At 44.3% G+C, this 18550-nt stretch carries 16 protein-coding genes and 2 riboswitches; of the genes, 13 read left to right on the top strand and 3 right to left on the bottom strand.

Features of this window, described 5'->3' with window-relative positions; all coding sequences use genetic code 11:
- Window positions 1–60: 60 nt before the first annotated feature.
- The 3 genes from A8F94_RS08470 to A8F94_RS08460 form a co-directional block, all read right to left on the bottom strand.
- A complete protein-coding gene (locus A8F94_RS08470) occupies window positions 61–711 on the bottom strand; it encodes a methionine ABC transporter permease (protein ID WP_066198360.1) in 651 nt (216 codons plus the stop codon).
- On the bottom strand, window positions 701–1732 hold the full coding sequence (locus A8F94_RS08465; RefSeq protein ID WP_066198357.1) for a methionine ABC transporter ATP-binding protein: 1032 nt from the start codon (window positions 1730–1732) through the stop codon (window positions 701–703). Before A8F94_RS08465 ends, A8F94_RS08470 begins: the two co-directional genes overlap by 11 nt.
- 111 nt (window positions 1733–1843) lie before the next feature.
- A riboswitch (SAM riboswitch) is annotated at window positions 1844–1945 on the bottom strand.
- A gap of 77 nt (window positions 1946–2022) precedes the next feature.
- Window positions 2023–2122: riboswitch (SAM riboswitch) on the bottom strand.
- A gap of 218 nt (window positions 2123–2340) precedes the next feature.
- Window positions 2341–3171: a hypothetical protein gene (locus tag A8F94_RS08460; protein ID WP_066198355.1), complete on the bottom strand. Its 831-nt coding sequence runs from the start codon at window positions 3169–3171 to the stop codon at window positions 2341–2343.
- A 133-nt stretch (window positions 3172–3304) separates the two neighbouring features.
- Here A8F94_RS08460 and gloA2 point away from each other — a divergent pair, with 133 nt between their 5' ends.
- The 13 genes from gloA2 (at window position 3305) to A8F94_RS08395 (ending at window position 18417) form a co-directional block, all read left to right on the top strand.
- On the top strand, window positions 3305–3694 hold the full coding sequence (gloA2, locus tag A8F94_RS08455; protein WP_066198352.1) for an SMU1112c/YaeR family gloxylase I-like metalloprotein: 390 nt from the start codon (window positions 3305–3307) through the stop codon (window positions 3692–3694).
- Window positions 3695–3774: 80 nt separating this feature from the next.
- Entirely contained in the window at window positions 3775–4683 is a 909-nt protein-coding gene (locus tag A8F94_RS08450) for an ArsR/SmtB family transcription factor (RefSeq protein ID WP_066198349.1), read from the top strand.
- Window positions 4684–5073: 390 nt separating this feature from the next.
- Window positions 5074–6144: a glycoside hydrolase family 43 protein gene (locus A8F94_RS08445; RefSeq protein WP_217490910.1), complete on the top strand. Its 1071-nt coding sequence runs from the start codon at window positions 5074–5076 to the stop codon at window positions 6142–6144.
- On the top strand, window positions 6144–7397 hold the full coding sequence (locus tag A8F94_RS08440) for an ABC transporter substrate-binding protein (protein ID WP_066198346.1): 1254 nt from the start codon (window positions 6144–6146) through the stop codon (window positions 7395–7397). The genes A8F94_RS08445 and A8F94_RS08440 overlap by 1 nt, the downstream gene beginning before the upstream one ends.
- A 125-nt stretch (window positions 7398–7522) precedes the next feature.
- The gene (locus A8F94_RS08435; RefSeq protein ID WP_077247617.1) at window positions 7523–8431 is read left to right on the top strand and encodes a carbohydrate ABC transporter permease; all 909 of its coding nucleotides are present in this window, start codon (window positions 7523–7525) and stop codon (window positions 8429–8431) included.
- 10 nt (window positions 8432–8441) lie between these two features.
- The gene (locus A8F94_RS08430; protein WP_066198340.1) at window positions 8442–9278 is read left to right on the top strand and encodes a carbohydrate ABC transporter permease; all 837 of its coding nucleotides are present in this window, start codon (window positions 8442–8444) and stop codon (window positions 9276–9278) included.
- A gap of 32 nt (window positions 9279–9310) precedes the next feature.
- Window positions 9311–9724, top strand: coding sequence for a hypothetical protein (locus A8F94_RS08425; RefSeq protein WP_066198337.1), 414 nt, complete (start codon window positions 9311–9313; stop codon window positions 9722–9724).
- Window positions 9725–9794: 70 nt separating this feature from the next.
- Window positions 9795–10871: a glycoside hydrolase family 172 protein gene (locus A8F94_RS08420; protein ID WP_066198334.1), complete on the top strand. Its 1077-nt coding sequence runs from the start codon at window positions 9795–9797 to the stop codon at window positions 10869–10871.
- A 45-nt stretch (window positions 10872–10916) separates the two neighbouring features.
- Window positions 10917–12728, top strand: coding sequence for a glycoside hydrolase family 2 protein (locus A8F94_RS08415; RefSeq protein ID WP_066198331.1), 1812 nt, complete (start codon window positions 10917–10919; stop codon window positions 12726–12728).
- Between the two features lie 252 nt (window positions 12729–12980).
- Entirely contained in the window at window positions 12981–14165 is a 1185-nt protein-coding gene (locus A8F94_RS08410) for a galactokinase (RefSeq protein WP_066198328.1), read from the top strand.
- 2 nt (window positions 14166–14167) lie between these two features.
- Window positions 14168–15157: a UDP-glucose 4-epimerase GalE gene (gene galE, locus A8F94_RS08405; RefSeq protein WP_066198325.1), complete on the top strand. Its 990-nt coding sequence runs from the start codon at window positions 14168–14170 to the stop codon at window positions 15155–15157.
- Window positions 15158–15176: 19 nt separating this feature from the next.
- A complete protein-coding gene (gene galT, locus A8F94_RS08400) occupies window positions 15177–16667 on the top strand; it encodes a UDP-glucose--hexose-1-phosphate uridylyltransferase (RefSeq protein ID WP_066198322.1) in 1491 nt (496 codons plus the stop codon).
- Between the two features lie 1177 nt (window positions 16668–17844).
- Window positions 17845–18417, top strand: coding sequence for a competence protein ComK (locus tag A8F94_RS08395; protein WP_066198319.1), 573 nt, complete (start codon window positions 17845–17847; stop codon window positions 18415–18417).
- Window positions 18418–18550 lie beyond the last annotated feature (133 nt).

The following is an 18550-nucleotide window of genomic DNA, read 5'->3' as shown; positions in this document are numbered from 1 at the left end:
CCTGAGTTATCTTCTTTTGTTTTTTGAAAAAATTGTACGAGTTGGCCAGGCTTCAACCTGTTACCTCCGCCTGATTTTCTTCGCTAAAACATTACCTGCTGTTTGTAGGCCCTGAACCATGACAACGAGGATGGCGACTGTGATCAGCATTGTCGTTGTATCGAAGCGCTGGTAGCCATATGTAATTGCCAGGTCGCCAATTCCGCCGCCGCCGACAGCCCCGGCCATTGCTGATGCACCGACAAGGCCTATGGTTGCAATCGTGAAGGCGAGAACAAGTGAACTTAATGCTTCCGGAATTAGGAATCGGAAGATGATTTGTGCTGGAGTGGCTCCCATTGCTTCCGCCGCTTCAACTACGCCCGGATCGACTTCAAGCAGCGAGTTCTCTACAAGCCTTGCAATATAGGGTCCGGCATAGAAAACCATTGGCACGATTGCGGCAGCAGTACCGATTGATGTGCCGACGATCAGCCTTGTAATTGGAATGATCGCGACTAAAAGGATAATGAACGGAACTGACCTGAATACATTTATGATGCCGCTCAAGATGTTAAAGAAGGGCACGTTTTCCAGTAACTGGCCTTTTCTTGTCACAACAAGCAGGATTCCGAGCGGGAGACCAAGAAGAGCTGAAAACAATAGCGAGAAGCATACCATCTGGATTGTTTCGATAAGTGCTTCAATGATTTGATCCGAATTAACTAGCATTTGCTGTCACTTCCTTTATCGAGACATTCTGTTGATGAATAAATTGCAATGCCCTTAGAATTTCTTTGTCACTGCCCTGGAACTCGACAATCAGATTTCCGAACGGAGTACCCTGGAGCTCGGTGATATTCCCGAACAGCACATTAACGTCGATGTCGAACTTTTTGGCAAGCTGGGAAAGCAGCGGCTGTCCGGCGGAATTACCGACAAAATTAATACGGTAAACTTTCTGCAGGCCAGCATGCTCCTCAATAAGGCTGGTGACGGATTCAGGCAGCTTGTCATTCATAACAGAAGAAACAAAATTGCGTGCAGTCTGTGTTTTCGGTGCCGAGAATACGTCAAACACTGAACCTTCCTCGATAATCTTTCCACCTTCAATGACAGCAACCTTGTCGCAAATTTCCCTGATGACTCCCATCTCATGGGTAATAATCAGGATCGTGATGTTGTATTCTTTGTTGATTTTTTTCAACAGCTGAAGAATTGAGCTTGTTGTCTGCGGATCGAGGGCAGAAGTCGCCTCGTCGCAAAGCAGGATTTTTGGCTGAGTCGCCAGTGCCCTTGCGATGCCAATCCGCTGCTTTTGGCCGCCGGAAAGTTGATCAGGATAGCTGTCAGCCTTGTCAGCAAGCCCTACAAATTCAAGAAGCTCATGGACGCGCTTTTTGATTTGTTCCTTAGGCAGCTTTGCCAGTTTCAAAGGCATTGCTACATTTGTGAAAACCGTTTTAGAGTTTAATAGATTAAAATGCTGGAAGACCATCCCGATATTCCTTTTCACTTCACGGAGCTCTCTCGCAGAAAGGGTTGTCAGGTCCTGGCCGTCGACGATTACATGGCCGGATGTTGGCCGCTCCAGAAGATTGACGCAGCGGATAAGGGAGCTTTTTCCGGCGCCGCTGAAGCCGATTACGCCAAAGATTTCACCTTTATCAACCTTCAAGTCGATGCCGTTCAGTGCGGTAACTTGATTTCCACCGCTGTCATACACTTTTTTGACTTGCTGAAATTCAATCATGTTTGACCTCCTGTTATTTCTTGCTGCCATAAACGGCAGGCTTTATTCGTATAAAAAAACCCTCTTCCGGAAGACAGAAGAGGGCAGGCAAGCTGAATGCAAGCGCGTCTCTTCTTATCTTCCAAGCTTGTCAGCTTGCTGGAATTGGCACAGACCATTACGTCCGCTGCCGAGGTATCATAGGGCCAGTCCCTCAACCTCTCTTGATAAGAATTTCGCATATTCATTTTTTTGAAAAAATAAAAATCCCCTTCAGACAGAAGAGGACATGTACGAACAGATTCGGCCTCTTCTTATCTTTCAAGCTTCTGCTTGCTGGATTTGGCACAGAACGATTAGTCCGCTGCCGAGGTATCATAGGGCCAGTCCCTCAACCTCTCTTGATAAGAAGGTAAGTTTATTTGCTTTTCGGAATTGCTTGACACTTACTTTACTAGGCTATTTCATATATGTCAACAAACTTATACTCTACTATTTTCAGGAAAAGTTTCCCACACTATAATGAAGCGCTTTCAATTAGTGCGTGTTGTTCAGATATTCCTAAATGGACTTCCCAGTTTAAAATTGTCATAAAGTCCATCCGCAGCCGGAAGCGGGATACTATTTCACTATACATTTTGGCTTAGAATTTTCTTTATTGTTTCTTTATAGCTGTCCTCTTCAAAGCTAGAATTATTGACAATTACTTTCCTCATTTCAAGGCTGTCAAAGATTTCCTTTTCCAAGCTTTGCCTCGCCTCCAATACTTGCAGGGTGCCTTCCAGTCCCATAAGGTTATGTGCTTTTCCATAGCCTTGTTCGGTATAATAGGAGATGAATCCGTTGGACCATTCGACAGGGCGCTCTTTTACTGCTTTTCTAAAGGAGAGTTCAAGATTGTCCTGTGCAACATATATCAGCAGGGGGTTCAGTCTGGTGATGGAGTCAGCTAATTTTTGGACATAGCCGATCGTTGTTTCCTTCGGCGCGTTGTATTTCACCATGCCCATTGTTACTGGGTTCTGGATAAAACAGCATTCGAAGATAAAGATTTTCTGTCCTGACGCTGCGCTGTTTGCAAAGTCAGCCCATCTGTCTGCAATAAGTTCGATGTTTTGCTCGAGTGGCAATTCATAGATATCATGTTTAAAAATCAGTTGGATAAGCTCATCCGAAAGGCTGTTTCTCATTTTTTGATAGGGCAGAAGGTAATGGCCATCTTTCTCCTGGACATTTACGAGCAATGCTGATTTTGCATCCCCGCTCATTGAGAGGAGATTCTCCCAGCCGTTCTTGTCAAAACAGGCGACCCCATCATAATCTGCCGGATGTTCAAGGTTTCCTTCGAAGAAAAGTTCGGTTTCTTTGTTCATCCCGGAAAGAATTTCGTGGACTAATTTTGCAGTCGTCGACTTGCCGGAACCAGGCAGTCCTTCGACAAGGATTAATTTCGTATTCATACTAAAGGCATCCCCCATTTTCAATTAACTAAGCCCATTATCTATTTAAAATTTATTAGGGGCAACCACTATTTTTCGACGCAGATTGTAATGAAAGTACCATAACCAACTAACAAAACGAGGTGAACAATGAATGGAAATAAAACGTATTCATCATGTTGCGATTATTTGCTCTGATTACAGCAAGTCCAAGGATTTCTATACGAGAATCCTGGGCTTGAAACCTATTAACGAAATCTATCGTGATGAAAGGCATTCCTATAAGCTAGACCTTGAAGTAAATGGAGCTTATCAAATTGAGTTATTCTCTTTTCCCGATTCGCCGGCGCGGCCAAGCTACCCGGAAGCTGCAGGCCTGAAGCATCTGGCGTTCGAGGTGGAAGATGTGGAACAAGCCGCTGAAGAATTGAAAGGACTGGGAGTTGAAGTGGAAGAAATTCGCATCGATCGGGTTACAAGCAGGAAATTCACGTTCTTCCATGACCCAGACGGCCTGCCAATCGAGTTATATGAAGGAAATTGAAAGCAGCGGCTTGACTAAATTTTAAAATTAATTTACGATATTTTTATTACGAAAAATATTGTAATAAAGGGCTGAATTTGTTGAGAACATTAGAATTAACATTGGAAGAAGCAATTGAGATCTGCAAAGCGCTTGGACATGAACACCGCATGCAAATCATCCGAATTTTGACTGATGGCCCGCAAAATGTAAATGAATTATCTGAAAAGCTGGGCGTTCCATTTTCGACAGCTGCAGCGAACATAAAAAAATTGGAAGATGCCAAGATTATCTCCACTGAAATCGTTCCTGGAAGAGGGTCGCAAAAGGTAAATTCGAATCGATATGACCGAGTTGTCATTAACCTTACTGATAAAACTGGCTCCGAAGAAAATGTCTTCAGGATTGAGATGAATATTGGAGAGTTTGTGAATTGTGAAGTTGAGCCGACATGCGGCTTATTAAGTGATACCGGAATCATTCATTTACTCGATGATCCGCGCGCGTTTTACGAGCAGGAGCGAAAACTTGCCCAATTGTTGTGGTTCAGAAAGGGATTTGTTGAATATCATTTTCCTAATCGGGTTCCGTTTGGATTGAGGATGGAAGAACTGAATTTTTCGGCTGAAATCTGTTCTGAGGCCCCGTATTACAAAGAGGATTGGCCCTCCGATATTACTTGCTGGGTGAACAACGTAGAAATTGGCACATGGACATCGCCAGGGGACTTTGGAGGAGAGCGCGGTTTTCTTACTCCTTCATGGTGGAGTACCAATAGTACCCAATTTGGCCTGTTGAAAAATTGGAAGATCAATGCTTCTGGTTGCTTTGTCGATGGGATTAAAATATCAGATGTAACCATCTCGGATTTGAGGATCGATACAAGACCTTTTATCTCTGTGAAAATTGGGATAAAGAACGAGGCGGTTAATAAGGGTGGATTAAATTTATTCGGTAAAAAGTTCGGCAATTATGAGCAGGGAGTTATATTGATAGGTAAGTATCGATAAGGATCAAGCTTGGTTTTGCAAACCAGGCTTTTTTTATTACCGAAATACTTGCAATATAATAAGAAAACGTGTAATAATGTAGTTGTAATAATTTATAATCATAGGAAGCTAGATGAAGCGCTGTATAATGATGTGAATGAATCCCTCGCTTTATCTCCTGTTTCCACCTTCTCAAAGTCGTACAAATTAGGTTTGTTGCGGTTCGGTTTGCACTTTCTTTATAGTCATCATTCCAGATAGTCATGTTAATTAAATTGTAAGGGCTTACATTACATCTGGAGGGAAATACACCTACAGCTATTCTTTATCCGTTTTTTTGAAAGCGCAAACATTCTAAGACTAACCCTCAAGGAGGCGATTTGGAAAAAATCGATTTAAGGGGTTGAAATTTTGAAAGAAAAGCGCAAACAAACAACAATACGGTTGAAAATTTTGGCCGTGGTGGGGGTTGTGATCGTAATGGCAGGAATAGGAGTCTTGGCTGCAACGCTTCAGGGCGGAGACCAACCAAACTATATTACCTACAAAAACCCGGTCGGAGAGATAACAAACATCGGGGACCCTTTTGTCATGAAGGATGGCGATATGTACTATATGTACGCAACATCGGCTGCAACCATTGGCTTTAGAGTTTGGCAATCGGAAAATTTAGTGGACTGGGAAGAAAAAGGAATGGCTTACGATATCGCAGAACAATCTGACGAGTGGGCAACAGGAGATTTTTGGGCACCCGAGGTTATTAAGCATAAAGGCCAGTTTTATATGACTTACAGTGCCAGGAATCAGGAAGGCTCCTTGCAAATTTCAATTGCAACCAGCAAAGATCCGTTGGGCCCTTTCAAGGACGTAAGTACGGAGATTGTTAAAGAAGAAGGTTCCTATATTGATGGACACATATTTTTTGATGATGGGAAGCCTTACTTCTATTATGTGAAGGATTGTTCTGAGAATATCATAGACGGCTATCATGTTAGCCAAATATTGGTCCAGGAAATGAATGAAGAATTGACTGCCCTTACAGGCGAACCGACGCTGCTGCTCGAGCCCGACCAGGAGTGGGAAGGGCTAGGCGGGGATTATCAGTGGAATGAAGGCCCGTTTGTATTAAAAAATAATGGCAAGTACTATCTGATGTATTCTTCCAATTACTATGCAAGCTCCGAGTACGGTGTTGGCTATGCCGTTTCGGACAGCCCGACAGGACCATTTGTGAAAGCTGAGGAAAATCCGATTTTGGCAAAGGATCTTGATAATGGGATATCAGGGCCCGGGCATAACAGTGTGACTGTTGGCCCGGATGGCAAGACGCTTTATACCGTATATCATACACATACGTATCCTGAGTCGCCCAGCGGAGACAGGCAGATGAATATGGACCGGCTCTATTTTGAAGATGGAAAGCTTAAAATTGATGGACCGACTCACACGGAGCAAAAAATTGATTTAGGGGGAGAGAAATAATGAAGAAAAGCAAATTATTGTTAAGTTTGACGGTAGCTGCATCCTTGATTTTGGCAGCGTGCAGCGGCGGCGGAAGTGAAAGCTCTTCAGGCGATGCAAAAAATGAAAAGAAGGAAATTGTTCTATGGAGCGGTACGACCGGCCCGGATGGCGATTTGATTAAAAAGGATATCGATCGTTACAATGCAACAAATCCCGATTACAAAGTAAAAATTGTAGCAATGGAAGGCGTAGTGCTTGGCAATAAGCTTGCCACAGTTACGCGTTCCGGCAAAGGTGTTCCAGATATTGCTCTGATCGCATCAGAAGCTGTTTCGACTTACCATTCCCAAGGTATGCTCGAGCCGTGGGATGAGTACATCGAAGGAACTGAAGTTAAAGGCGAAAACTACCTTGAAGAAGCATGGAAGGTTGGTACCCAGGAAGGCAAGCAATTTGGTGTTCCTGCAACTATGGGAAGCTGGGTCATGTACTACAACAAAGACTTAGTTGATAAATATGTACCAGGAGCTGCGGATGACAATATCATCACCTATGAGGAAATTGAAAAAGCCGGTGAAGCTGCTAAGGCAGACGGTATCTATGCTTATGGTTTCACTTGGGGAATGCAAAACTTCAACAACTTGTACCTGCAAATGGGCGGTAAGTTCTCTGACGGTGAAAAGCCAACCATTGATAACGACACTGCTGTAAAAACAATTGAGCAATTCAAGAAGCTTCATGACCTTGGCTACATGAACAAAAAGGGCGAAGACATGAACAAGCTGTTTAACAACGGCAAGGTTATCTTCCTGCCTGAGGGAACATGGATGTTGTCGCAAATGGAAAAAATCACTAGCTTTAAATGGGCCCAAACATTCACTCCGCAATGGGATGCAAATAATATTATCCAAGGCTCTGGTGCTGACCAGTTCGCCATGTTCGTAAGTAAAGAACGTTCTGAAGAGAAAATCAAGAGTATCGTAAAGTTTCTTGAATGGCTACAGGGCAACACGACAGAATGGATTAAATCCGGTGCAAACCCTACTGCGCTCGGCATGTTGGACAATCAGGAATATACAGACATGCCACAATCCTTCTTGCTTAAAACGGATGAAGCTCGCCAAGCCGTAACCATCATTACAGACCCAGGCAGCTCTTATGTATTCGGTGAAATCGATACCGGAATCTGGGATATGATTCAAGGCAAGGCAGACATTAAAGAACAGCTGAAGAAAATCCAGCAGACTGTAAACGATAAGATGGCTCAATAGGTTTAACAAAAGGGGGAGGAACCTGTTCCTCCTCCTTTTCTCTTAAAACCGGCTAATGGCAGCACGACCGGACGAAACTTTGTTTCGAGGCACACGCACTTTTCTTAATTAATGGGGTGAAACTATTGGCGGCGATTGTTGAAAGAAACGTAACAGATAAAAAACGCAAAAAGCCGAACCTTTGGCCGATATTATTTGTTGGGCCGCATCTTCTGCTATTCCTGATCTTTTTCCTCCTGCCTTCCTTTTATGGTATATACATTGCATTTACCAAATGGAACTTGTTCACATCACCTGAGTGGGTAGGTCTTCAAAACTTCCAAACTATCTTATTTGACAAAGAGTCGAGCTTTCATAACCAGTTTTACAATGGCATAAAGAACACGTTTATCTTTGTGCTGATTACAGTACCGTTTTGTATTATTGTTCCGCTCCTGATTGCGACTGCGCTATCAGTAAAGCCGAGATTGAACAGAGTATTCCAGTCATTGTTTTACCTACCCTCGCTCTTTGCCATTTCGGCCGTTATGATTGTATGGAATTTCTTACTGAGCGTAACATACGGGCCTTTACAAAACTATTTAGGCATTTCGACCAATATGCTTGATAACCAGCCGCATGCCTGGATTTCACTTGTTATTGTAACCGTTTGGTGGACGATCGGCGGTAATATGGTTATTTATCTTGCTGCACTGAATGGCGTGCCGAAAGATTTGCTTGAAGCTGCAGAGCTGGATGGCGCGGGGATTTTCAGTAAATTTTTCAGAGTGACTCTTCCTAGCATCAAATACCAAATTCTGTTTACGACGGTCATGACGACGATTGCCCAGTTCAATGTATACGGGCAGCCATTAATGTTGACAGGTGGCGGACCGAATGATTCGACACGCGTTCTTCTTATGTACATCCAGAAAAACGCATTTGGTTCAGGAATGTCGGTTGCCGGTATGTCTTCCGCAATGGCCGTCCTGCTTGGGCTTTGTATCATGGTCGTTTCGGCAATCCAATTCTACCTGTTAAGGGACAGAGATTAGGGGTGACAATATGAAACAGGGCTCGTTATCAAAAATAGCTGCTTTTATCTTTTTGCTGGTTATGGCTATAATATGGGCTTTTCCAATCCTATGGGGTGTGTTTACCTCTTTCAAATCGGAGGAGGAAATAACATCGGCCGGGGTTAGCTTCCTGCCAATCCACTGGTCGCTTAGCAACTATGTCGAGTTGCTATTCAATAATGATTCAACCCCAATCGTCAAATGGTTCACAAATTCTCTTATCATCTCAATCGGCCACACGATTCTCGTTCTGATTGTAGTGGCTCTCGCTTCCTATGGCTATACACGCCTTGAATTCAAAGGGCGCGACTGGCTGTTTGGCGCTTTGCTCGCATCAATGATGTTTCCAAGCGTCGTCAACCTGATCCCGCTATACGGAATTATGGATTCCCTTGGCTGGGTCAATAACTTCCTTGCCGTCATCGTTCCGGGAGCCGCTGGCGTGTTCAACGTTTTTCTTGTCCGGCAGTTCGTGCTTGGAATACCGAAGACTTTCGATGAATCCGCAAGAATAGATGGTGCAAATGAATTCCAGATCTTCTGGCATATAATCCTGCCGCTCATCCGGCCGGTATTGACGGTGGTTGCATTGTTCAGCTTTACAGGTGCATGGAATGACTTTCTGTGGCCTTCAATCGTTCTGAATGACATTGAAAAACTGCCAATCACCCCAGGCCTTCAATTGCTGCAGGGGCAATACCTGACCTATCCGGGAATCGGGACTGCCGGGGCAATGATTGCACTCGTGCCGACGTTCTTGCTCTACTTATTTGCACAAAGATATTTTATGCAATCAATGTCGCTTTCATCGGGAGTTAAAGGATAAGGTTCGGCCTGAACTTGTGAGGAGTGATTTTAATGGACAGATCCTTTGAACGGAAAATTATTTATATCGCTAGCGGCTGGCAGATTGTCACTGGGATGATTACGATGTTCTTTTACTCCATGTACGTCAAACAGCAGGGAGCAAATCTGGAGCATCTTCAGATTCCTGAGCAGATGGGTGTCCAATCACTTTTTGATAGCATGTTTACTTATACAGTCACCTACGGCCTGTTTTTCGTGATCATCGGGGTTTTGAATGTCATTTTTGCAAAAAGAATCCTTAAGGACGACACGCTTCAGCATAAGCTTCCGCTTTATTGGATTTTGCTTGCGATAGTTTGTTATTTCCTTTCTGACTATATTAGTCTGGCATTCCTGATGATGGGGGCTGTGATAGCTCTCGCAAAAAACAAACCAATCCAGGCGTATCGGGCAAATCAGAAGTAAGTGTATTTAGCAGTCATGCAAGACCTGGCCGCGGCACACGGATTCTATAACATAAGGGGGATGGAGCGAAATGTTCAATGGTTTGGGAATGGGGCTTGGCCAGTTGTCCCGTTTATCAAAGGCAAAGACAAGATCGATTAGCCCTGAGAATTTTACTGGAGAAAAGGGAAAGGGCGGCATGGCAATCAAAGGGACAGGTGAGGGTCCTGCGAGGGAGCTTGGCCAAGGTTGGAAGGTATCTCCGTCTGTCCTCGTCAAGCAAAACTCTACCCATGTGGTTGCAGATATTCACGAACAAGGTGCGATTCAGCATATTTGGCTGACATGCCATCCTGATTCATGGCGGAGGCTGATTCTTAGGATGTATTGGGATGGTGAAGACAGTCCGTCCGTTGAAGTCCCGCTCGGCGATTTTTTTTGCAACGGCTGGTGTGAACGGGTCAATGTAAATTCGCTTCCGATTTCCGTAAATCCTGCTGGAGGCTTTAACAGCTACTGGGAAATGCCGTTTAGGAAGTCGGCAAAAATGACAATTGAGAATATCTCTAATGAAGACTATTACGTCTACTATCAGGTTACTTATACGATGACGGAGGTTCCAGATGACGCAGCTTATTTCCACGCATCGTGGAGGCGCAGTAATCCATTGAAATACAAGGATGTCCATACTATTTTGGATGGTGTCAAAGGCCATGGGCATTATGTCGGAACGTATCTCGCCTGGCAAGTCAACAGCAATGATTGGTGGGGAGAGGGAGAAATCAAGTTTTACATGGATGGGGACCAGGATTTTCCGACAATCTGCGGAACGGGGACTGAGGATTATTTTGGTGGAGCATGGAACTGGGAACAGCCTAAGGGTCAGTATTGCCCATATTCAACTCCCTTTTTAGGAATGCATCAGGTGATTAAGCCTGATGGCTTATACAGGGCGCAACAACGCTTCGGTATGTACCGCTGGCATGTGATGGATCCAATTCGATTCGAGGAAGATGTAAGAGTGACGATTCAGGCACTGGGATGGCGTTCGGAAGGCAGATATTTGCCGCTTAAGGATGACATTGCATCAGTCGCCTATTGGTACCAGGCGGAGCCGCATACCACTTTTCCAGAATTACCGGGCAAAGACGACCTTGAAGTAACCTAATCCGCCACTGAATAACAGGATAGATTTAGCATAGGAGTGATATGGATGAATTTGAGGCCGGAATATCCGAGACCGCAATTTGTAAGGAAAGATTGGAAGAACTTGAATGGTGAATGGGATTTTGCCTTTGATGACAACAATATCGGGGTTAAGGCAAAATGGTTTCAGGACGGCGGGGGATTTGACAGGAAGATCAACGTACCGTTCGCTTACCAGTCGAAGTTAAGCGGTATCCACGATCCATCTTTTCATGACCATGTATGGTATCGCAGGGAATTTACTGTTCCTAAAGAATGGTCAGGGCGAAACGTTGTCCTCCACTTTGGGGCAGTCGATTACCGTGCCTGGATTTATGTGAATGGCAAGTTTGCCGGTTTTCATGAAGGCGGGCATACCTCGTTTTCACTGGATATCACAAACGAACTGACATGGGGAACAGAAACCCTTGTTGTAAGGGTGGAGGACCCATCCACAGATGAAACGATTCCAAGGGGCAAGCAATTTTGGATTGAGAAATCGGATGCGATTTGGTATACGAGGACAACGGGAATCTGGCAGACAGTCTGGCTTGAACCGGTTGCTCCCGAAAGTATCACCAAGCTCCGAATGACTCCGGATATCGACAATGGCAATGTGATTGTCGAATGGGAAGTAACCGGTGAGTTTGAAGGTAAGGCCGTTGATATTGACATCCGGTTCAAGGGTGAAAGGGTCGTAAAAGACACTGTTGAAGTAGTGGAGGCATACACAAAACGGGCCATCAATCTTTATAATCGGAAAGTATTCCGCACGTCTTTCCATCACATTGGCTGGAACTGGTCGCCCGAGACACCGAATCTGTTTGATATTAGCTTGGTCTTGAGAAAAGCCGGTACCGACGAAGTGCTGGACAGTGTGGATTCTTATTTTGGGATGAGAAAAGTCCATACCGAAAACGGAATGGTCTACCTGAACAACAAACCGTACTACCAGAAGCTTGTCCTTGACCAGGGATATTGGCCGGATGGACTTCTAACCGCTCCTTCTGATGAAGATTTAAAACGGGACATCGAATTAACACTCGAAATGGGTTTCAATGGTTGCCGAAAGCATCAAAAAGTGGAAGATCCGCGTTTTCTTTACTGGGCAGACAAGCTTGGCTTCCTTGTATGGGGTGAATGCGCGGCGTCTCCTTCCTATAGTGAAGATGCGGCGGCCCGGCTGACGAAGGAATGGATTGAAATCATTGAGCGTGACTACAATCATCCATCGGTTGTCGCCTGGGTACCGGTTAACGAAAGCTGGGGTGTACCTTTTATTAAGAACAACAAGCAGCAGCAGCATCATTCTCTTGCCATGTACCATCTTATTCATTCGCTTGACCCGACCAGGATGGTCATTTCGAATGACGGCTGGGAACTGACTGTTACAGATATTTGCGCCATCCATAACTACAATCATGGCAACGCAAGCGAAAAGGCGAAATACGAAGCTTTCAAGGAGTCCATTTCTACGAAAGAAAAGCTGCTGCATTCCATGCCGGCACTTCGGGGCGTATATGCCGATGGTTTTGAGCATCGCGGTGAACCAATCCTCCTCACCGAATTTGGAGGTATTGGATTTAAAGTTGGAGAAGACAGTGGCTGGGGCTATACATCTGTTAAAAATGAAGAAGATTTTGTAGCAGATTACAGGCGTGTCATGGAGGCTGTCTACGCCTCAACAGGACTTCATGGTTATTGCTACACACAGCTGACCGATGTGGAACAGGAGATAAACGGCTTACTGACGTACCATCGTGAACCGAAATGCGATTTGAAGAAAATCCGGGAAATCAATGATACGTGGCATCCAAAAACATTACTAAAATCTTACTAAATTTTAGTGAAATTCTATAAAACTTTTACTTAAAACTATATACTATGAGCAGTTAGAAAAGGCGAAGCACACAAGGTGGGCGAATACCTTAAATGATATGCTAGCTTCTCGACAAAATCCCTTTCCAAAGGACTGTAGTGAAACAATAATATGTTCACGTTCTTAGAGAGGGATTTTTTAAAAAACCAACTCTTTGTGGGCAGGTTGCCAGCGATGTGGGATTACACTATTAACGGATAAGGAGAGTGACCTATGAATCTTCACCATTTAACAGCAGACTTTTGCAGTGTTTTTGGTTACGAAACCGCGGATGGCATCCGGACGTTCTTTTCCCCGGGCCGGATTAATTTGATTGGTGAACACACCGACTATAACGGCGGGCGAGTCTTTCCAGCGGCAATCACATATGGAACGTATGGAATCGTCAAAAGGCGCGATGACCGGCAAATAAGGCTGTATTCCATGAATTTTCCTAATGCTGGCATCATTGAATTCAGCCTTGAAGAACTCGATTATAACAACGCGCATGGCTGGGCGAACTTTCCAAAGGGGATGATTCGCTACATTAAGGAAGAAGGTTACGGCCTGGATGGCGGCCTTGATATTTTAGTGAATGGGAATATCCCGAATGGTGCAGGCCTGTCGTCTTCCGCATCGCTTGAAATGCTGATTGGTGTGATTGCCAATGAGGTTTTCGAACTGGGCATTGACAGGATTGCGCTCGTGCAGCTGGGTAAAAAGGTTGAAAATCAGTTTATTGGTGTCAATAGCGGCATCATGGATCAGTTCGCTGTCGGGATGGGCAAGATGAACTGCGGCATTCTTTTAGATTGTGAAACTCTTGACTATGAATATGCACCACTTAATCTAGAAAACCACCAGATTATCATTATGAATACAAACAAGCGCAGAGAGCTGGCTGACTCCAAGTATAATGAGCGGCGCAGTGAATGCGAGGCAGCCCTTTCCTATTTGCAAAAAGAGCTCGACGTTACATCGCTAGGCGCTCTTAGTGAACAGCAATTTGAGGCGCATAAACATCTTATTCCAACCGAAGTTTTACAAAAACGGGCAAAGCATGCGGTATACGAAAATCAACGAACTGCAAAAGCCCTTGAAGAATTGAAAAATGGCTATCTCGAAAACTTCGGCAAGCTTATGAATGAATCGCATCGATCGCTGAAGGAAGAGTATGAGGTCACCGGCATAGAACTGGATACACTGGCAGAAGCATCCTGGAAACAGGAGGGTGTGCTCGGTGCAAGGATGACCGGAGCAGGCTTCGGAGGCTGCGCAATCGCGCTCGTTGAAAAAGCCCATGTTGACAATTTTATAGAGGAAGTAGGCAAGATTTATAAAGAGAAAATTGGCTACGGGGCAACCTTTTATGTCGCAAGCATAGGTGACGGAACAAAAGAAATAAAGCCGGAGGGATAAACATGAGCATATTGGTGCTGGGCGGGGCCGGCTACATCGGTTCCCATGCCGTTTATCAGCTGATTGACCAGAATTATGATGTAGTTGTAATTGATAACTTGCAGACCGGGCATGAAAAAGCAATCCATCCTAAGGCTAAGTTTTTCAAAGGTGATATCCGTGACAAGAAGTTCCTGCGAAGTGTGTTTGAGAAAGAAAAAATTGACGGTGTTCTTCACTTTGCCGCCAATTCACTTGTCGGCGAGTCGATGGAAAAGCCGCTTGACTATTTTAATAACAATGTATATGGAACCCAAGTATTGCTTGAAGCAATGGTTGAATTCGGCATCAAGAACATTGTTTTTTCTTCAACAGCCGCAACATATGGTGAGCAAGAAGTAATGCCGATAACCGAGGAAGTTCCGACTAACCCAACCAATGCGTATGGGGAAACAAAGCTGACAATGGAAATAATCATGAAGTGGTGTGAGACCGCCTATGGGCTGAGATATGTGTCTTTACGGTATTTCAATGTGGCCGGCGCGCGTTCGACTGGCGAAATTGGCGAAGACCATAATCCGGAGACACACCTGATTCCGCTCATCCTCCAAGTACCGCTTGGCAAGAGAGACTATATTTCAATTTTCGGCGACGATTATGACACCGAGGACGGCACATGCATCCGTGACTATATTCATGTTGAGGATTTAATCGATGCGCATATCCTTGCCCTGACCTATCTGCAAAACGGCGGAAATAGTGAGATTATTAATCTCGGCAGTGGGGAGGGCTTTTCTGTAAAAGAAATGATTGACGCTGCCCGGAAGGTGACCGGCCATGACATTCCCGCCAAAGTTGCACCAAGGAGAGCGGGAGACCCAAGCCGCCTGATTGCATCATCCGAAAAGGCAAAGAAGGTATTGGGATGGAAGCCAAATAAAACATCGGTCCAGAAAATTTTTGAAGATGCCTGGCAGTGGCATCGAAACAACCCGGATGGCTATCAGGATTGACTGATTGGAGGTACCGCAAATGGATGTATACCAGGCACTGCAATCCCTGCTGAATAAGGCTCTGGAGACAGAGCTTATCCTTGAGCAGGATGAGATTTATTCCCGTAACCAGATTCTTTCTTTATTAAGTCTGGATGATTTCCCTGCTGAAACAGAAACAAATGGGGAGCTCAGCATCCCTGAACTGCTTGAAGTTTTAACAGACTATGCTGTCGATCGTGGACTCATTGAAGATGTGTCAAGCGAGAAAGATATTTTTTCTGCAAAAATCATGAATGTCTTTATTCAAAGGCCATCCGATCTGAACAGGACCTTTAAAGAAAAATACAGCGAGGATCCAAAAAAAGCGACAGATTATTTTTATAAATTAAGCCTGAACAGCAACTATATCCAAACAAAGCAAATCGCCAGGAATATTAGCTATCAGATTGAAACGGACTATGGGACGATGGATATTACGATCAACCTGTCAAAGCCGGAGAAGGATCCGAAGCAGATTGCCCTTGAGAAACAGATGAAGCCTTCTTCATCCAATTATCCGAAGTGCCTCCTCTGTATTGAGAATGAAGGCTATGCGGGGAGGATTAACCATCCGGCCCGTTCGAATCATCGGGTTATCGGGATCGAACTGACAGGAGAACCATGGTTTCTGCAGTATTCACCGTATGTTTATTATAACGAGCATTGCATCGTCCTTAGCGCCGAACACCGTGATATGAAAATTGATAAATATGCGTTTTCGAGATTGCTTGAATTTGTAGGGAAGTTCCCAACCTATTTCCTTGGTTCGAACGCAGACCTGCCGATTGTAGGAGGCTCGATTTTGACTCACGACCATTACCAGGGAGGCAGCTATGAATTTGCGATGGCGAGAGCGGCGGAAATATATTCGTTTGGCATGAAAACATATCCCGGGATTGAGGCTGTTACGCTGAAATGGCCGCTGTCGGTTATTCGCCTGAAAGGAAGCAACCCGGAGGAGCTGGCCGATGCCGCACAGTCCATCCTCGAAGCATGGATTGGCTACAGTGATCCGGAGGCTGGCATCCTTTCACATACAGGCAATGAGCGGCATAATACCATTACGCCAATCGCCAGGGTACGTGACGGAAAGTTCGAGCTTGACCTTGTACTCAGAAATAATAGAACGAGCGAAGCGCACCCGCTCGGCATTTTCCATCCGCATCAGGATGTCCATCATATTAAAAAAGAAAACATAGGGCTGATTGAAGTAATGGGGCTCGCCGTCCTTCCGGCAAGGCTGGAAACAGAGCTGAAGGAGATTGAAAAGTACTTGCTTGGCGATGCTGCCGATGTGAAAGAGTACCATCAGGCATGGGCATATGAAATGGAGGAAAAACATGCCGCCGAATTGACTGCGGAGAATGTAACAGAGATTGTCAGGAAGAATGTTGGCGCCAAGTTCGTCCGTGTCCTGGAGGATGCAGGAGTTTACAAGCAGACAGAAACCGGACAGCTTAAATTCAGGAAGTTTATTGAAGCGCTATAAAAGTAGGATTGCTGCCTAAACATCCATTAACGTAATGGTCTTTGGGCAGCTTTTTTATATGTAAATTATTCACACTATATATGTTAAATTTGAAAAATTCTTGTTTGCAGTCCTGTTGATTGGAGAGGAAGGCGCGAAGCTCGTTCGAAAATGCAAAAAGCGCATTTTCTCCTGCGATGCTATTTCAGGGAAGCTTATTCAACGTCCTGCGGGAGCAGCGTGACAGGTGAGACCCCACAGACGCCAACGGCGGCGAGGAGGCTCAGCGCACGCCCCGCGGAAAGCGAAGCGCCTCGTGACAGGCAAAGAACGCCTGTCCTTGCGATGAAAATCCTAAGAAGCTTCCCTTTGTGGAACGGAAATCAACCTATTTAGAAAATATTAATTTCAATCTATATATCATCAATCTTTCAGGGTTCAGCGGAATTGACTTTAAAGAAATATTCATTTTAGCCTGAATTCTGACTATTTTGTGAAGGTAAGCCAGGCGTTGTCAAAACAATAGTAGGTCTAATAATAATATGAAAATAGTGAGAAGTTGATAGGATAGGCTGAATATAAAAGAAGGATATTACTTAAAGGAGAAGTTTTTGAAAAAAATAAATATTATAACAAAGAGTGTATAACTGGTTCAATAGGATTTACAATTATGAACAAAAGTGTTGGAAGTCATTGGAGGAGGAAATTATATACAATAATAGTAATTTACAGGATATAGAAGCTATACGTATAATTAAATCGATAAGCTGTGACATGATGTGACAGAATTCATCCCAACTTTCAACGAAGTCTTCTAGAGCTTGCCCCGTCTCATCTCATCTCATTTGCTGCTTTGAACCTCTAGAACTATGGCATTCAGATCGCTTGCCTGCCTTCAGCCAACGCCCATTTCTAATTGTTATTACCCCAGGAATGATTTTGCAAAAATAAGATGGGGCAGACGAATGGCCACTAAAATAAGGAAGGAGGGAATGCTTCTTACATAACGATATGGTTGTATTTGTTCGGCCAAAGGAGGGGAGGCCTTTGCCGAAGTCGGGAAAACCCCGGGAAACAGTCATCGCGGACATTTTTCCAGGGGCCTCGGTTGGGAGTATACCAACATAGTTAGTATACTCCTTTTATGATAAATAGCAAATGTTTCCTAATGGGGGAATATTTGCTTAGGAGGAAATGGATGAGTACGATTGTGGACGATTATTTTATAAACGAAAAAACAGTCCTGATTACAGGAGAATATAGCCCGTATGGAAAACTGTATTCTAAAATCCTTGAGGGGGAGGAGCTTATTTTTGTCAGTATGCCTCCTGTACAGGTGATAAACCGATCACTCTTGAGGCTGGGCTCAAGCTTCGATGGTGCGCGGCACAGCTCAAAAGTGCTCCTTGGCGATATCCGCATGCACCCGGTCACCATCAATACGAGCCTGGGAATCTGGTTATTTCCGTCAAAATCGTTTGAACAGCCTACGTGTGTCTGGTTCTCACTTACTCACGTGAAAGGAACCAAAAAGACTGGCCTAAAAAAGACGTTAATTTACTTGAGCTACAATCATACATTTGAAATTAATATGAAGGAAGCTTTTTTTAATCAAAAGCGAAAAAAGGCGGAAGATTTAAGAGAAATCATTACTAAAAACACGACAAGCCCTCTCACCTTTTACATTGAACCAAAAAAAGGACTCCAGGTAAGCGATGAAGAGGAAAACCGCCTGTGGATTAAAGAGAATGGAGAGGGAGCAGAAGAATAACATAGCAGATAGCCTGTGCCGGCCTTGTCGGTACAGGCTATTTTACTATTTGTAGAGATAAATGAAAAAGCCGGAATAAGGTGACGGACAGAAAGATACGATAGTCATCGAAAAGTTTTAAAAAGTAGTTTAC

The sequence above is a fragment of the Bacillus sp. FJAT-27225 genome (assembly GCF_001685025.1).
GTDB lineage: Bacteria > Bacillota > Bacilli > Bacillales > Cytobacillaceae > Bacillus_D.
Note: the sequence above shows the minus strand (reverse complement) of the source record. Positions and strands in the feature narration are given on the sequence as shown.

Bases quoted from the DNA above. Each gene is read 5' to 3' on its own strand.
- A8F94_RS08460 (WP_066198355.1), bottom strand. From the start codon at position 3,171: ATGAATACGAAATTAATCCTTGTCGAAGGACTGCCTGGTTCCGGCAAG.
- A8F94_RS08470 (WP_066198360.1), bottom strand. From the start codon at position 711: ATGCTAGTTAATTCGGATCAAATCATTGAAGCACTTATCGAAACAATC.
- A8F94_RS08415 (WP_066198331.1), top strand. From the start codon at position 10,917: ATGAATTTGAGGCCGGAATATCCGAGACCGCAATTTGTAAGGAAAGAT.
- galE (WP_066198325.1), top strand. From the start codon at position 14,168: ATGAGCATATTGGTGCTGGGCGGGGCCGGCTACATCGGTTCCCATGCC.
- A8F94_RS08425 (WP_066198337.1), top strand. From the start codon at position 9,311: ATGGACAGATCCTTTGAACGGAAAATTATTTATATCGCTAGCGGCTGG.
- A8F94_RS08440 (WP_066198346.1), top strand. From the start codon at position 6,144: ATGAAGAAAAGCAAATTATTGTTAAGTTTGACGGTAGCTGCATCCTTG.
- A8F94_RS08465 (WP_066198357.1), bottom strand. From the start codon at position 1,732: ATGATTGAATTTCAGCAAGTCAAAAAAGTGTATGACAGCGGTGGAAAT.
- A8F94_RS08430 (WP_066198340.1), top strand. From the start codon at position 8,442: ATGAAACAGGGCTCGTTATCAAAAATAGCTGCTTTTATCTTTTTGCTG.
- gloA2 (WP_066198352.1), top strand. From the start codon at position 3,305: ATGGAAATAAAACGTATTCATCATGTTGCGATTATTTGCTCTGATTAC.
- A8F94_RS08420 (WP_066198334.1), top strand. From the start codon at position 9,795: ATGTTCAATGGTTTGGGAATGGGGCTTGGCCAGTTGTCCCGTTTATCA.
- galT (WP_066198322.1), top strand. From the start codon at position 15,177: ATGGATGTATACCAGGCACTGCAATCCCTGCTGAATAAGGCTCTGGAG.
- A8F94_RS08395 (WP_066198319.1), top strand. From the start codon at position 17,845: ATGAGTACGATTGTGGACGATTATTTTATAAACGAAAAAACAGTCCTG.
- A8F94_RS08410 (WP_066198328.1), top strand. From the start codon at position 12,981: ATGAATCTTCACCATTTAACAGCAGACTTTTGCAGTGTTTTTGGTTAC.